Origin of the sequence: Methylomonas defluvii (assembly GCF_033949435.1) — a bacterium.
GTDB lineage: Bacteria > Pseudomonadota > Gammaproteobacteria > Methylococcales > Methylomonadaceae > Methylomonas > Methylomonas defluvii.
Genome location: NZ_JAXARY010000023.1, coordinates 24,683 through 39,781, shown reverse-complemented (window position 1 = coordinate 39,781; position 15,099 = coordinate 24,683). Strand labels below are relative to the sequence as shown.

General features: G+C 42.6%; 14 protein-coding genes. 11 read left to right on the top strand and 3 right to left on the bottom strand.

What is annotated here, in order from left to right; translation table 11 throughout:
* Window positions 1–34 precede the first annotated feature (34 nt).
* The 3 genes from QLH52_RS20010 to QLH52_RS20000 are packed head-to-tail and all read left to right on the top strand — an operon-like array spanning window position 35 to window position 3,259.
* Entirely contained in the window at window positions 35–964 is a 930-nt protein-coding gene (locus QLH52_RS20010) for a hypothetical protein (protein ID WP_196433885.1), read from the top strand.
* A complete protein-coding gene (locus tag QLH52_RS20005) occupies window positions 945–1,808 on the top strand; it encodes a hypothetical protein (protein ID WP_319962715.1) in 864 nt (287 codons plus the stop codon). The genes QLH52_RS20010 and QLH52_RS20005 overlap by 20 nt, the downstream gene beginning before the upstream one ends.
* Window positions 1,805–3,259 carry a sensor histidine kinase gene (locus tag QLH52_RS20000; protein WP_196433887.1) on the top strand — a complete coding sequence of 485 codons (1,455 nt, stop codon included), beginning with the start codon at window positions 1,805–1,807 and terminating at the stop codon, window positions 3,257–3,259. The genes QLH52_RS20005 and QLH52_RS20000 overlap by 4 nt, the downstream gene beginning before the upstream one ends.
* Here the strand turns inward: QLH52_RS20000 and QLH52_RS19995 are convergent.
* Genes QLH52_RS19995 through QLH52_RS19985 form a run of 3 tightly spaced genes read right to left on the bottom strand, consistent with a single transcriptional unit; the run spans window position 3,228 to window position 7,535 of the window.
* Complete coding sequence (locus QLH52_RS19995; protein WP_319962714.1) at window positions 3,228–4,166, bottom strand: response regulator; 939 nt, start codon at window positions 4,164–4,166, stop codon at window positions 3,228–3,230. The genes QLH52_RS20000 and QLH52_RS19995 overlap by 32 nt on opposite strands.
* 10 nt (window positions 4,167–4,176) lie before the next feature.
* Window positions 4,177–5,493 (bottom strand): cytochrome P450, encoded by a 1,317-nt coding sequence (locus tag QLH52_RS19990; RefSeq protein ID WP_319962713.1) that lies wholly within the window; start codon window positions 5,491–5,493, stop codon window positions 4,177–4,179.
* On the bottom strand, window positions 5,493–7,535 hold the full coding sequence (locus QLH52_RS19985; RefSeq protein WP_319962712.1) for a TonB-dependent receptor plug domain-containing protein: 2,043 nt from the start codon (window positions 7,533–7,535) through the stop codon (window positions 5,493–5,495). Before QLH52_RS19985 ends, QLH52_RS19990 begins: the two co-directional genes overlap by 1 nt.
* A 668-nt stretch (window positions 7,536–8,203) precedes the next feature.
* Between QLH52_RS19985 and QLH52_RS19980 the strand changes: the two genes are divergently transcribed.
* The 8 genes from QLH52_RS19980 to QLH52_RS19945 all read left to right on the top strand — a co-directional run bounded on the left by QLH52_RS19980 (window position 8,204) and on the right by QLH52_RS19945 (window position 15,096).
* Window positions 8,204–9,367, top strand: a complete 1,164-nt coding sequence (locus QLH52_RS19980; protein WP_319962711.1) for a replication protein — start codon at window positions 8,204–8,206, stop codon at window positions 9,365–9,367.
* 1,025 nt (window positions 9,368–10,392) lie between these two features.
* Complete coding sequence (locus tag QLH52_RS19975) at window positions 10,393–11,364, top strand: hypothetical protein (RefSeq protein WP_196433892.1); 972 nt, start codon at window positions 10,393–10,395, stop codon at window positions 11,362–11,364.
* A complete protein-coding gene (locus QLH52_RS19970; protein WP_319962710.1) occupies window positions 11,333–11,749 on the top strand; it encodes a helix-turn-helix domain-containing protein in 417 nt (138 codons plus the stop codon). The genes QLH52_RS19975 and QLH52_RS19970 overlap by 32 nt, the downstream gene beginning before the upstream one ends.
* A 126-nt stretch (window positions 11,750–11,875) precedes the next feature.
* Window positions 11,876–12,271, top strand: a complete 396-nt coding sequence (locus QLH52_RS19965) for an antirestriction protein (RefSeq protein WP_196433893.1) — start codon at window positions 11,876–11,878, stop codon at window positions 12,269–12,271.
* A 152-nt stretch (window positions 12,272–12,423) separates the two neighbouring features.
* Window positions 12,424–12,744: a KleE stable inheritance protein gene (kleE, locus tag QLH52_RS19960; RefSeq protein ID WP_319962709.1), complete on the top strand. Its 321-nt coding sequence runs from the start codon at window positions 12,424–12,426 to the stop codon at window positions 12,742–12,744.
* Window positions 12,745–12,893: 149 nt separating this feature from the next.
* Window positions 12,894–13,184 (top strand): TrfB-related DNA-binding protein, encoded by a 291-nt coding sequence (locus QLH52_RS19955; protein ID WP_196433895.1) that lies wholly within the window; start codon window positions 12,894–12,896, stop codon window positions 13,182–13,184.
* On the top strand, window positions 13,181–13,939 hold the full coding sequence (locus QLH52_RS19950; RefSeq protein ID WP_196433896.1) for a ParA family protein: 759 nt from the start codon (window positions 13,181–13,183) through the stop codon (window positions 13,937–13,939). Before QLH52_RS19955 ends, QLH52_RS19950 begins: the two co-directional genes overlap by 4 nt.
* Window positions 13,939–15,096, top strand: a complete 1,158-nt coding sequence (locus QLH52_RS19945) for a ParB/RepB/Spo0J family partition protein (protein ID WP_196433897.1) — start codon at window positions 13,939–13,941, stop codon at window positions 15,094–15,096. The genes QLH52_RS19950 and QLH52_RS19945 overlap by 1 nt, the downstream gene beginning before the upstream one ends.
* The last annotated feature ends 3 nt before the right edge of the window (window positions 15,097–15,099 follow it).

The window sequence follows — 15,099 nt, the reverse complement described above, 5'->3', positions numbered from 1 at the left end:
ATAGCAAATACATTAACTTTTTTTATTATGCTTTATGGAAATGGTCTATCCTATTAGCGACTTAGGTTGCGCCGTTGTGCGGTTGTCTTTCGAGGAGTGGCTTGAAATACGCGAACCTGAGTTCTTTGATATTGATGCAAGCGATAGCGACGGTTTTGTCCAGCATATTTCGTCTTTGTATGCCTATGCGGTCACCGTGGTACTGGTGAAGGTCGGTGATACGCTCTTCAAATTAACCGGGAACCGGCGCAAGAACGCGTGGCTTAAGGGGCGACTTCCAAAACCCGATTACCTCACGGCCATGATATTTGAAATGACCGAGGCTGATTATGAGGCGCTATGTATTGACGCCAAGATGAAGCGTCTTGAGTCACTACCAGCGCATGAGGTTGTCAAAGAGGCTTATAACGAGCTGGGACTGGTCTTTGCGTCCGAGCGGCTTCGGAATGGGTTTATCAATGAAGCTATTCATATAGCACTCCGTGGTCGCCAACGCTCTCTACAGGACAAAAGATCAATTAGAGAGCGTGAAGATATAAATATGAAAAAGGCTATTGAGGTATTTAAGAGTGAACTAGTCTTAGTCGATAGCTTATCTCCTAAGTCGGATATTTTTACTACTGGTGTTTTAGCTGGAGCGATGATAATGCTTGGTTTAAATAAGCCAATTACTGAGTTCTTGAAAAAATTAAATGATAGTCAAGGAACAACAAAGGATGGTTTAGCTGACCCAGTTGAATGTTTGTTGAAGGTTATTCATCGTCATAAGATAAGCCAACGTACAATGCAGCCGCGTATGGCAATAGATTTGGCAAAAAAAACTGTTCATGCCATTACCATTTGGTTAGAAGGCGAACAGTCCGCAAAATATTGGCGAATGAGGGATTTAACTGGGCATGAACTGATGCCGTTGATTATGGAATTGAAGCAGCTAAAGATGATAAATGCGGAAAGAGATTTGTAAGATACTGAAGGCAAGTATTTTTTTTATCAGTTGCTCAACATTCGCCAAGGATCCTCAAGTAGTCATAGTTTACTCGGCGGATGGCTTGGCAAATCCGGCGTATGCTCAGGTAATCGCTGGTATCGAAAAAATCAATAGTAATGCGCAACGGATTGAGACTACTACCGACAACAATAATTTACTCTCATTGCTGGATGCGGCCCATGCCGACAGGATAATCGCGCTCGGTAAAGGCATCGTTGACACCATATATAAAACGGAATATCGAGAACGGACACTGGCCGGCTTGATGTACTTTAATCAATCTGAATACAGCGGCGTGGGCCTGGCCCTTGATAATCGCATTTTGGTTGAACACTTATCTAGGCTATTACCTACGGTCAAACGCTTTTTTATTGTGCAACAGGCTCACTTTCAGACCATTGATTATGTACCCTCTAATTTAAAGTCTTCTACAACCATTGAACTAAGAGAAGGAGTAGATTCGCTAGACACAATTCGTGTTCTTGGCCGCCTTTTAGATGAAGTATCGGCCTCTGACGCAGTATTCATTCCCGCGAATTTACCAAAGAACATTCTGTATGAAGTCTCGAAGGTTGCATGGGACAAACGCCTCATCCTCTTATCAACCAATCTGAGTCATTTGGAAAATGGCGCTCTTATCGCGGCCTATCCAGATGACTTCGCCCTCGGAGAGCAATTAGGTCGATTAGTAGGCCATCCGGGTCCTGTCTACGAAAACATAAGGGTCATTAAATTCGCGCTGAATAGGCGAGTTGCGCAGCACCTTTCGCTTGAGTTTTCCCCCGTTGTTTTAGAGTCTTTTGCTCTTAAAATAAAATGAAAGTGCTCGACCGCTATAACCTGCAACAGCGGTTCAATCTTTTGATTTTTGTTTCTATTATCTTATCGTCATGCTTTTTAATTGGATTCATGCATAAACTAATATCCAATTACATCAATGACTACACCAGTCACTATTGGCGAGAACACACAAAAACGTTTGCTGAATCCGCTATATATGCAGTTATTTTGGGCTCAACAGAGCAGTCAGAATCAGTCGCGCATAGTTTTGGTTCTGACAAAAACGTATTGGGCGCATCGATCTACAATAATCATGGTGAACCGTTGGCATCTTATGGATCACGGTATTCCTGCAATGTAGTGCAGTTGATTAGTATAGACGAACTTCGTTATGTGGATAACAGAGATTCATGGTGCTTCTATTCCCCTATATACCAAGACATTTATTTAGGATATGTCGAACTTGTAATATCCAAGGCCGAGTATGACCTAGTAATGAGGAAGCTTTTACTAGGATCAATATTGATTACTTTGATTTTCTCTTTATTCTTTATTGTTATCGTCCGGAGGCTGTCTCGATTGTTTACTTCCACTCTGATGGAAATGGCAACGGTTCTTAATAAGGTAAGTATTGGTGAGCGCGGAAATCGCGTTCACTTCTCTGGCTCACCGGAAATCAATAACATGAGAATTACGCTAAATGAAATGTTGGCTAACATAGAAGTAACCGAAACCGAATTAGAGAAAAGTGTTGAGGAACGAACAAGTGCTTTGAAAATCGCACTTGAAAGCAGTAAAACGGCTAACGTTTACAAGGCGCAGATCATGTCAATGGTAAGTCATGAGATGAAAACCCCTTTACACGCAATCGGCGGGTATTTGCAGCTACTGGCTGAGCGTCTACCGGACGATCCAATGTATTCAGAAAACCGGGCTTTACATACTAAGGCATTGATTCGCGTTAATGACTTGAATAGTTTGATCGACAATATTTTGTTACATGCACAGCTTGAGGCTGATCGTTATGAAGTTGCGCTTAGCCCTGTTGCCGTCGCCCAACTGATGCATAATTGTGTGGAGAATGTTGCTCCTTTGCTTACCCGTAATCGTAACCGAATTGAGGTAATTGGCGCTGAGGCAATGTTTGTGTCCGATAGCGAAGTATTGCGGCACGTTCTCAATAATTTGTTGAGCAATGCTTGCAAGTTTACAGTAGACGGTGTTATCACATTAAACTGGCGATTTAGCCAGGCGTTCTTGATCATTCAGGTTACCGATACTGGTTGTGGAATACCGGCTGAGTATTGCGATCAAATTTTTGATGCGTGGTGGCAAGTGGACATGAGCCTTAGCCGCCGACATGGGGGGCATGGCCTTGGGCTCGCAATAACAAAACAATTTGTACAACGTTTAAATGGTGACATTTCCGTTGAGCCGAATATCGTGTCCGGCACTATTTTTACGGTAAGACTCCCGAATCCCAGAGTTTAGACTGTTCGTCTTCGGATATGTTGTGAGGCAAATTCATTTTCATCGTTTCAATTATCCGCCGCGTTTTCTCTTTATCGCTACACTCTAACTCTCTTTCTAATTCATAAACTAGGCTTCTTAGCTTACTTTGTCGTTGTTCGTAGTAATAATCTTGATAGATTAGTTTCGACTTACATATTAAACTAAGACATTGCGCCCTTAAATCCGCCAATGTATATGGTTTTGGTAAATATTGACTAGCCCCGTTTAGAATAAAATCTTTATTATATTCAGGCTTATCGAATGCCGTCATTACGATAATCGGCTGATTTTTGTCAATATCCATTATTTCCAATAGTACCTCGTCGCCTTTACGACCCGGAAGCATATAGTCAAGCAAGATAAGATCGTGACGCTTCTTTTTCCAAAGAGAAAGACCTTCCTCACCGTCTTGTGCCTTGTCAATATCGTAATCGCTCTTTAGCGCTTCACATACAATATCCAAAGCATCGTCGTCGTCTTCAATGACCAGGATGCTTGCCCGCAATTGTCCACGCTGACCGCGTGAATATCCGAACTTTTCAGCATTATGTAGAACTTCTGTTAAGTCATTTAGAGAGATCACTTTGAAGTGATGCTCCTTCGCGAGAATTGGTGGTATTTCTGTGCCGCACGTTTCAGTAAGCAAATAGATGGGTAAAGCATGCTTAGCCAATTGCTTCGAATTTACCAGTTTCGTCAGTTGCCATATATCAACGCCATCGAAGGAATAATCCGAAATAATCACGTCATATTCATCGCCTTTCAGGGCTTCGATGAAATCATCCGTTGTCTCAATAACGGATATGCTAACCCCGGTTACATTCCTTAATTGATTGGAGATTGCATTACTAATTTCGTAATCGCTTGAAGCAACAATCGCTTTCATTAGACGGCTCTCACATACCTATTTTGGCGTTAACGTTTGGAGTAACTGACACTATTACATCCCTCTCAGGTTTGTACGTGATACTAACGGTTGGGTTAATATCTTCATTGACCTGGATTGTGAATGCTCGTAACACTGTCACAATAATCACCATCATTTCCAACTCAGCAAAGTGTCGACCAACACAATTATGCACCCCCCCACCAAACGGAAGAAACGTGTATTTATGTCTCTGAGTTGCTGCACCGTTCAAAAAGTGTTCTGGGTTGAATTCGTCCGGCCGATCCCACCACCTACCATCACGATTTGTCGCATACAGGCTCATGATCACTGATGTATCTTTTGGAATCCGTTGACCGCCTACGGTAATTGTCTCCGCTGTGTCTCTACTAAGAGCAATTGCCTGCGGATATAAACGCAATGTCTCATAAAGTGCGGCCTTGGTGTAAGTCAACCGCTCCAACGTTTCTGGCGTCAATGGAGCGTCTTCGAGTTCCATAATCTCACTAGTGATACGTTTATGGACAACCTCGTGCCTTCCTATGAGATAGAAGAACCATATCAACGTATTAACTGTAGTGTCTTGTCCGGCCAAGAATAGTGTCACCGCCTCATCCCTTAGTAATGCTCTCGACATCTGTGAGCCATTTCTATCTCGACCTTTCATCATTAGAGAAATTAACTCATGCCCGTCCGGCCCGATTTCATCGATTTTCGACTCAACATAGCCCACGAATTGATTGATGGCTTTTTCCATTCTCCTATTTTGCAGGACAAAAAGCCGTTTGAGCTTTCCCTTGCCTAACGTCTCTGATAATAAATGGGGAAATAATCCCTTTACAATAGTGTCAATAGCCGCCATCAATAACTTTTCACTATTTGATGAATTAAGCCGGCCAAACATAACCTGAATCAGAATGCTTTGAATGATTGCTTTTAATTCTTCTGATATGTTTACTTTAGTCGAACCATTGCTTTTAAGCCGCGCTACGGCATTTGCCGCTTCTTCCAGCATAATGCCGTGCCATTCTGCGATGGCTTGCTTTGTGAACATCGGTTGCATTAGTCGGCGCTGGTTAGTCCATGTCTCACCCTTGCTATTAAAAAGTCCATCGCCGAACATAGGCTTTTTTGCTTCATAAAGCGAATCCCTATTCAAAAGCCCTTTCGCTTCTTGATTGAATATTTCCTCATAATGTGCGGGATTTGAAGTAAACAAAAGCCTCTTATTAAAAATGCATGTTTGCACACAATCGCCGTATTTATTGTGTATAGAGGTTAATGCGCCTGTGGGATTTGTTATTAGCCTAGCTAAGTAAATAAGCACTAGAATGTCACTTTCACTTGTCCAAGGACTGTTCGACCAAGAATCGCTTCATCACCAGGGAATAAAATAGGATTCAATGTTGGTTCTTTTAGAGTTGAATTAAAAATGTTGTTTACTCTAAATGTTAATTCAAGTGGTTTCGTGATCTTCGTTGATAATGTTAGCCCAGCCGTAAAATAGCCAGCTAAATTCCCACGAGGATCATCGGACGGCCTCTTCCGTTCGCCGATCCAATTTAATTGGGTCCCTACTGCCCAGTTATCTGTAATGTCCCAGTTTATCAAGCCTTTTGCCATATGCTCCGGCATTAGGCCTGTATAAGAAGTGGATGGCAGCCCGTGATAACTGTAGCTAACGGCTACGTTCACATTACTATTTATCATGTATTTTGTTTCAGTTTCAAAGCCAATCCCATCAATTGGGGCGCTATTTCGAAAGCCGACCGGGGTGATACTAGTTGAATTAGTAGATGTGATTAAGTTCTCTTGCTTAAACCAGTAAACATTAGCAGAAGTTATTAAATCAGACGCCCATTTGTTTTCAACCTGGAATTCTACTGTATTTACAGTCTCCGGCCTTACTATAGTGCCCGGAATCAGTGGTAGATTTTTCTCAAGAAACGAAGGCGGTCGAAACGCTCGGCTATATAATATTTTTGTTGTCAGGTTCAAATTGACATTCCACACCAGAGCAATGCGCGGGCTATAACCAGGCGATACATCAGAATAATAATCGTAGCGAAAGCCAGTGGTTAGATACCAGTCTGGTGCAAAATTCCACTCGTCCTGAATCAGCGCATAGTAGTTTGTTCTTTCTTTCGACGCTAACAATGGATCTCTTCCAAATACCGACGCCTCAGTTAATGGAATCTGCTGGGCAAAGAATGGAGTTATGATGTAATTAATTTTGTCGGTGCCGTCGGAAATCCAGTTATAAATAAGACCCGTGCCGCCTGTGATGGTATGTTTGTTGAATCCAATATAGTTAAGCTGCGTAGTAATTCCTGTTGTACCTTGGAATCCAGATACGATATTCCTTGCCCCTAATGGTAATAATCCACCGAACGTACCTGCCGGTAATAGATTTACATCGGTACTTGGATTCTGTCCTAAAAAATACAGCGACGTTGTATTAGAAAGCCCGTCGGTGATTTTGTTATTTAAAGACAGATCAATATTGTAAATGTCATTATTTGTTCCGCCCGTGTTATCCAGCGCATACGCGGCGCCAATACCGGTTTCTACATTGTAAAACCCTTGATACCCCGCTCTGAGCCGGATCAAATCCTTATAGGCCACGTCTATCCGAGCGTCAATATCTTCCCGCCCGTTATTAGTAAATCCCGGTGCGTTAGATGCATGCGTTCCAAATTGGTTATCTATAACCGTCTGTGCGTCTTGGTTAACCCGCCCTCTAAAACCATTAGTACTGCCGCCTTGGAATGCTAGGCTGTATTCTAAGTCGCCATGTTCGCTACCGTATTCAGCCCAACCTTCATAAGTATCCTGATTCCCAACGAATCCGCCGGCATCGCCACCTTTTAGTTCCCTTCCGGTTTTCAAAACAATATTAATAACCCCGGCCATCGCATCGCCGCCATAAAGCATTGAACCTGGCCCTCTAATTATCTCTATGTGAGAAATGTTTTTGACCGGCATATTCCACTCAAATGGTTTTCCACCAAACAATGTGTTTCGTAGAGGAATACCATTTATCAAAATTAATACTTGCGAATTTGATTCCGACGCAATACCACGGAAACCAATTACGTTGGTACCATTACGGGCGCTGCTAATATGTACACCAGGCAAATATTCAAGAACATCTGTTATTCGTCTCGCCCCAATCCTATCAATATCTTGGCTAGTCAACACGGACGTAACACTAGGGCTTAGGCTTTGCGGCAACGGGTGACCTGATGCTATAGATTGCATTTGATCAGACCCGTAAATCAACCCGAGATCATCGTCTGTTTCGGCGAATACGTTTTGTGTTAGACCAAAACATATCATCAGATACTTCACTGATTGGGATGGATTCATGGTAACAAATGGTTAAAAGTTGTTAACTTTGATCTATTACGATATTTAATTCATTGCCGATTGGATCAATTGCTTCTTCAGATGGTGCGAACGTGAGTCTTATAGGTATTGATAAATCTTTGTAAGTATCTCTAAGGTATCGAAACAGTGTATCCAATGTAGACCACTCGCGTACTTTCTTGCGATAAGACACTAACAAAAATGCCCCGTCCTTCCATGTCAATCTTACAACTATTCGATACTTTTTATTTAGATCCTGAATAATATTGATCTCTCTTACGGCTTTAGTTTTAAAAAACTCAACAAGCTCGGCTTCCTCTATATTGTATGTATTGTTTGGATACTCCATTACGTTTTGCCAGATACTGTGAATTTAAGATAAATACCGCTGAACCAAGTTGGTAGCAATATAACATGTTTTTTTGCGACAGTTAGCCAGATAGTTCATTGCATTATTGATGTTTTTACTTCCACTCTCTATGTACACACCTTCACCTTGACTAGCCAATTGGTCGGCAACGCACAAGAGAGCTGTTCATCGTGCCCATGTTTCTCGTCTCGATTTTAGCCGCTAAAATCTCGCTCAAATCATGTTTGACTTGCGCCTATTAGTTAAGCTAAACTCTACGCACGTACTATCGCGTTACCTACTTTGACGGGACTTATACATGTCGAAAGGCAATCAGCTTACATTTTTGGACAATAGCCAAGACGCTCTAACGCCTAAACATGAGCCTATTCCTATTGCAAAAAAGAAACCAGCCAAAAAACGAATCTCCCCTCATAAGCCAGTTCCTCCAGATGCTTACTCCAATCATCAGCTATGCCTGTTTCAAGATTTCTTGGCTAACACCAACGATGAACGCGATCAATTAGGCAATGCATTCGATCTTTGGGACAGTGTTCCGCGCTTTTCAATCACACGTAAACGACAAGAAGAAATGCGGCTTCCTAGCGGCGCATTACCCATTTGCACTATCGACTTCAAATATAGAGGTAATGAATTTAAGATTCTTATACGACCAGCGAGGCTAAAAGATCCTATCACTGGAGAAGAAAAAGAACATTATCCTGGAGCACGTGAGGAACTTGTCGAGCATGCGTTACGAAAAATCGCTGTTGACGACGGATTTTATGATGTTGACGGCTTTCGTTCTGGATGCCGATTTACGTTACACCGGTTGCGTACCCATCTAGCTGATCAAGGGCATACCCTCCGTTACGATGAACTAACAGAAGCGTTAGACATATTATCTCTTAGCAACATCGACATTCAAGGAGAGACAGACGATGCCGAGGTTTGCTACACACGGATGAACTATCTTTCCTTACTTGCGAGAGTGAGTAAAAAGGACCATTCCGTAAACAACTCACAGGACTCGAAATGGCTAATCCAATTTCATCCTCTTATAACTAACAGCATTTCAAATCTGACCTATAGGCAATTCAACTATCGTAGATTGATGAAATGCAGGACTCAACTATCGAGATGGTTAATCTCCCAATTGGTTCTCAAATACACTCAAGCCTCTTTAACTAATAACTTCATAATGCGGTATAGCACAATCAAGCGAGACAGCGCCTTGCTTGAAGGCTATAAACGCGAACGTGATGCCATAGCTACTCTTGACGCTTCTTGGGATGAACTGAAATCTCTCGGTGTTTTGACGAGTTACACCAAAGCAGAAGAACGTGGAAAACGGGCTAAGATCGTTGACGTTGTTTATACAATATTCCCATCTCCACAATTTACGGCCGAACAAAAAGCATCAAATAGGCGCTTGATTGACGCAAAGAAATCTATCGAAGAGGGAATTAGAAAAATTCGATAGATCCAGGGGGAATAGGTCGCGGGTTATCGCTCAAGAAAAGCGGGGGAATGGGTCGCGGGTTTACAAGATCCAGGGGGAATAGGTCGCGGGTTCGTACTCGCTCGCCATAAATAAGCAAAAATCTAAACATCAAAAATTCCTTCTTGATCATTATTTGGCGTTTACAACGGATAGGGTAATTCATTTTTCAATCAGTAAGGGGATCTACTCTGTCAACCAACGCAAAAGGGGAATAGGTCGCGGGTTGTAACCCACTCCCCCCGGGGGGAATAGGTCGCGCTGTCGGGAAAAATTCAGGGGGAATAGGTCGCGGAAGTCAGGGGGGATAGGTCGCGGGTCATTTTGAGGCCCTGATTTCCATCAAATTTGCTCAATGCGTCCAGGGGGAATAGGTCGCGGATTGATGGAATGGTGGGGGGAATAGGTCGCGGAATCATAAAAACCCAGGGGGAATAGGTCGCGGGTAAGTGGCAATGAAAAATACACACAATTTTGATACTCAATTCGCCCAAATAATTGCAACATTTTTCGATCACTGTAAGGGGAATAGGTCGCGGGTTAAATTTTCAAGACGTTGATTATATTAGCGAAATGCAACGTTTTCGCCGCCTTATTACTTATAAGCCTTATATAGCCTTTTTTTAACCGTATAGCTAAGAGAATGTAGAGTCATGCAGTCCAGGACCTTATCTTGAACTATTTGCACATGGTCCGCAAAAAAATTGGTCTGTTTGGGGAAATCAGCCAGATGATAACTATCCCGACTGGCCGCCTACTCCAATCATTCTCAATCTGATAAGGAAGGAGATAACCCAGGTAAGTCGGTAACATCTAACGCTAATACTTGAACAAATAAGTATTTCGAGAACTCAGGGGGAATAGGTCGCGGGTTTGCGCGATTATTATGTAAAGGACTTTGACAATCAGTTAAGGTAACTCTTGATAGATTGACAGATAGGACATATTGCCCTATTCTTTCCACCAAAGGCCGGGCAATTTGCCAAGGTCAATTACCGGAGAATCCGATGTCCACAGCCGTATCAATCATTAGTAATATAAATTCCTTTATCGCTAATACGCCAGAACTAACATCAATACCCGACGATCAACAAACGGCACTACTTAAAGCATACGAGGCTGTACGCATAATTCACGCTACTATCATATGCAATGACAACATCCCACTGCGTGAACAAAATATAATTCTGCATAGAGCAATCGAGTGGAAGTTAAACGGCGGGACATTATCAGGATCACGAAAAGACCAAAGCTCTGCGGGCTACTTAATAGAAAATTATTGTCGATGTACGCCTGGCGTCATTCCTATGTGGAGTCAACGAGGTGAATTTGTAATTACACTGAAGGGTATTCAGGTAATCGTCAAGTACACACCAAGTTTTTTTGCGTCAACTGATCAAGTCAAAATCCACGGTCATTTTGAATTCATTGCTGTAAAAAAAGACGAACCGTTTATATCTGAAACTGGTTATAAATCTCATTTCGATAACATTTACCCTGGAAAATGTGTCGATGAAGCGGCTGTAATTATTTTCTCGTCATACTTGAAGGAGAAAAAAACTCACGTTTCTAATAAATTGAGCCAAGACTCGCCTATTCCAAAGTGGGCCAAACCTTACATAGTTCCTGATTCACATGAATTTGTAGAAGCAATTCTTCCAAGACACCAAGCCTTTCAGGTCAAGAAATGGGCCAATGAGGCCGCAAAAAAACTAACCGATTATCGAAATGCAGAAATCATTAAACACCAAAGAGAAATTATCAAAGTTGGATCTCGATGCAGGATCATCGAGACACGATTTCCGAAAGAGCTTGGCAACATCGTTATAATTTCAAAAACAAGCGAAACCTGTGTATTCGCTTATGACGATAAACCAGTACGGTATAGGATAAACGCGAGAGGCAGGAAAGTTGTTGCATCAGACCCGAAGTGCGTCCAGTCACTATATGGATACGATCAACTTCAACTTCTACAATGATCTTTCGATTTTAGCCGCTAAAATCAATGACCCTAACGAAAACGATGGCATTTACAAAATGAACAATGAACCAGACACAACAGTAAAGCGAAGATATTCATCAACTCCTTTTGATGGGAAAGTAGTTGAAATCCGTCCTGAATGCTTAACGCCTTTTAGCGAGCATTGGTGTGTGCCGACCGGTGACGAGGTTCGGGAAATAATCCGCAGAACTGGGTTAACAGGTGGTCAGGTCGCTAAAAAAGTAGGGCTAACTGGCAATGGTGCCAGTAGAACAGTAAGAAGATGGATTAGTGGGGAAACTGACATTTCCTATGCTATCTGGGGTATTTTATGCGACATTGCCGGTATCCAAGCGATATGGCGGGAAAGAGAAGGAGATTAAACACCAAAAATAGAGGTTTTACTTGTTAGGAGTGCCAAGCAATATAGCTTGACATATAGGGCATTATGCCCTATTATTTGCATCGAAGGCCGGGCATTTCGCCAAGGTCATTTACCGGAGATTCCGATGAGCATTACTGCAACTGTTGTTGAAGTGGTTGAACGTAACAACTTCCTGCCAACCTATTTCAAAGAAAAATTTTGTCTAGGGGAAACACTGATTTATTCCTTTATGGACAAACTATTTGCAGAATATTCCGGCGGTTATTGGGAGTTCTTTAAGCTTTCAAATGGTGGCTTTTATATGGCTCCTACAGGCTATGAGAAGATCACATGTAATGCCGATAATGGTTTTTGTGGTGAAATGTCGGGAGATGCCGCTGGTATTGTGGCGACTCTTTATACGCTTAACGTAATTGCAAATAAGACAGAGCAAGATCACTTTATAGAAATGTACTATCGGTTGATCGATTACATTTCTGTTCACGATGAAAGCGGCAAGATATATGCCGCAATTGATTGAGTATTCATAAGTAACGAATATCCCATTTATTGCGGAGGTAAGAAGATGTAGGTAGCCCCGGCATAACCGGGGCTTGCCGTGATGCTGTCACATTACGGCACAGGCGCGGGCCTGACTGATAATTAAAACTTAATTTCGCAAAGGTGGTCAATATGTCAGCAAAACTTTATAAGTTTCCGGATGTAGGAAAGGACCGCCCACATCAAGAAAATGTTCGCAAAGCCACCGATCCTTTAGTCCATAGTTCTCCCCCATTTTTGCACCGATTAGTGCATATTGTCTGGTTAGCGCTTGCCATAGTTTGGCCAATCTTTAAATGGCTATTCGCCGTTGATGTTCTGTTTCAGTTCGTAAGGGCAATGTATTATCACAATACACCTGACGTGTTTGCTGGAGTAACCGCTATGATTCATGCTTCATTGTTAATTGCTATTACTTACTTTGTGGAATTCTATGGTCCACGAAAATTTTAGCCGCTAAAATCTCGTTTGACTCCGCCTATTAGTTAAGCTAAACTTTGGCCACGTGTTAAGCTAAACTCTTAACTCGCGACGGCTGTCACCGTCTTTCTTCAACAAGGCGCGGAGCATAAACATGGGCGATAGATGTTTAGGAAGTGGTTATGAAGAGATTAACCGAAAAGCAATTCGAACAGGCGATTTCTCAGTTAGAGATTGGGGATCAAAGCATCTTAATAGCGCGAGGGGTATTGGTGGAGGGGAAGTCGCAAGCCGACTTTGCGCGAGCAATGAACATTACAAAGAGCGCGGTATCGCAAGCAGTAAATCGAGTTTGGAATGCCTACAAGGAATTAGCGGAAGTACCAGACGGTTACGAAAAAGTGACGGTGATTTTGCCGCGGCATCAAGCATATCAAGTCAGAAAGTGGGCAAAGGAAGCAAAGGGGCTATGAAAACATTAGTTACAGCAAATCAAAAAGGCGGTGTAGGTAAAACAGCAACCCTAGTTCATCTTGCTTTTGACTTTGCCGAACGTGGTTTACGAGTTGTTGTAGTTGATCTTGATACTCAAGCAAATGCATCTTACACATTGGGAGCGTATAAGTGTGGAATCACTGCTAGCACGCTTCTATCTGATACCAATGTCGATTGTTCTTCATTGCCTTCCACTGGGCTAGTTCTTATCGAGTCTGATGCAGCTCTCGCGAATATGGAAAAAATGACGTTGCAAGATGCAGGTACGAACTTTAATTCTGCCATAAAACAATTATCTGCTGTGGGCTTTGATGTTTGCTTGATCGATACCGCTCCATCACTTGGCATAACAATGGGAGCCGCTTTACTTGTATCGGACTTTGTTATTTCTCCCATTGAATTAGAGGCATACAGTATTCAAGGTATAAAACGAATGGTTACAACCATAGCTAACATCCGAAAAGCTAATAAAAATCTAAAGTTTCTTGGCATGGTTCCTAGCAAAGTTGATAAAAGGAATCCGAGGCACATACGACACCTTCAGGAACTCACCCATGCTTATCCGACATTGATGACTCCCGAAGGTATAGTCATTGGTCTACGGAGTAGTATTGCCGATGCATTAGCATCGCGAACGCCAGTATGGAAAATCAAAAAGACAACAGCGCGAGTGGCGGCCAAAGAAGTGAGAGCATTAGCGGCCCATGTTCTTAATCAAATGGAGATCGGATAATGACAGATCAATTACACACCATCGCAAGCAGTGGGTTGGCCTTGCATGAAATTGGCGACCTCGCCGGCTTACTTTCCGAACAACCAAAAGAAGCATCTGGTTATGCAGAGATTGACATCAATTTGATCGACGAGGATCCTGCACAACCGCGTACAGAATTCAACCCTGGCTTTTCGGCTGAAAGCATAGCGGAGTTGGCGGAGTCCATTGACAATAGCGGCTTATTGCAGCCAATAACGATCAGAAAGCACCCAGAAATTGAGGGTCGATACATGATCAAGGATGGTGCTAGGCGATACCGGGCATCAAAGCAAAACGGGGCTGAAAAGATTGCGGCCATCATTGAAGACGAAGGCGATAAGTCGGCGGCACGAGTAAAGATCGAACAACTGATTGTTAATCTCCAAAAGGAAGGTAATACCCCGTTAGAGATTGCGCACACCATCGCAACAGCTTTAGAGGAAGGTATTGGAAAGAAGACTATTTCATCTTTAATCGGTAAGAGCCCGGCATGGGTGACTTTGCACACTACATTGCTCAAGTTACCAGCGGAACTTGATGCGGCATACAAAGCCGGGAAAGTTACCGACGTAAATATTATTTACGAACTCAATAAGCTTTATAAGACGAACCAAGATGATGTCATGGCTTGGTTAGATACGCCTGGTCAAGAGTTTACTAGGGGACAATTGAAGTTATTTCAGGAATATTTAAAGGACAAGAAGGAAAATATCGGTGGCATCCAAGATGCTAATAATGAACGAACTGATAACCTCTCCGATACTAGTAACGATGATCTTAATAGCGACCAAGTTTCTGACACTGCTTTAACGGGTGAAGGTGAATCAAATATCGAAGTAGGCGAACATTCATTAGTCGCAACTGGAGATGAGCAACTGCAATCGGCGGAGAGTGCCGGAACGTCTATCGATCCAGAGCTTAAGCAACAGGAAGATAGCGAAAAGAAAAAAGTGGTCGATCCAAGCAAATTTAAAAAGGCTATCGTGCAAATATGGCATGACGGACGGCCTGGTAGGATCATGCTTGACAAAAGACCCTCCACCGAGGGGCGCGGGCATATCAAGTATGACGATGATGGTCATGAATTAGAAGTTGATCTTGGTGAAGTTAAGCTATTGGCAGTGCTAGAAGGCTAAATT

Excerpts from the sequence above, each read along its gene's own strand:
- QLH52_RS20010 (WP_196433885.1), top strand. The coding sequence starts at position 35 with ATGGAAATGGTCTATCCTATTAGCGACTTAGGTTGCGCCGTTGTGCGG.
- QLH52_RS20005 (WP_319962715.1), top strand. The coding sequence starts at position 945 with ATGCGGAAAGAGATTTGTAAGATACTGAAGGCAAGTATTTTTTTTATC.
- QLH52_RS20000 (WP_196433887.1), top strand. The coding sequence starts at position 1,805 with ATGAAAGTGCTCGACCGCTATAACCTGCAACAGCGGTTCAATCTTTTG.
- QLH52_RS19995 (WP_319962714.1), bottom strand. The coding sequence starts at position 4,166 with ATGAAAGCGATTGTTGCTTCAAGCGATTACGAAATTAGTAATGCAATC.
- QLH52_RS19985 (WP_319962712.1), bottom strand. The coding sequence starts at position 7,535 with ATGAATCCATCCCAATCAGTGAAGTATCTGATGATATGTTTTGGTCTA.
- QLH52_RS19980 (WP_319962711.1), top strand. The coding sequence starts at position 8,204 with ATGTCGAAAGGCAATCAGCTTACATTTTTGGACAATAGCCAAGACGCT.
- QLH52_RS19975 (WP_196433892.1), top strand. The coding sequence starts at position 10,393 with ATGTCCACAGCCGTATCAATCATTAGTAATATAAATTCCTTTATCGCT.
- QLH52_RS19970 (WP_319962710.1), top strand. The coding sequence starts at position 11,333 with ATGGATACGATCAACTTCAACTTCTACAATGATCTTTCGATTTTAGCC.
- QLH52_RS19965 (WP_196433893.1), top strand. The coding sequence starts at position 11,876 with ATGAGCATTACTGCAACTGTTGTTGAAGTGGTTGAACGTAACAACTTC.
- kleE (WP_319962709.1), top strand. The coding sequence starts at position 12,424 with ATGTCAGCAAAACTTTATAAGTTTCCGGATGTAGGAAAGGACCGCCCA.
- QLH52_RS19955 (WP_196433895.1), top strand. The coding sequence starts at position 12,894 with ATGAAGAGATTAACCGAAAAGCAATTCGAACAGGCGATTTCTCAGTTA.
- QLH52_RS19950 (WP_196433896.1), top strand. The coding sequence starts at position 13,181 with ATGAAAACATTAGTTACAGCAAATCAAAAAGGCGGTGTAGGTAAAACA.
- QLH52_RS19945 (WP_196433897.1), top strand. The coding sequence starts at position 13,939 with ATGACAGATCAATTACACACCATCGCAAGCAGTGGGTTGGCCTTGCAT.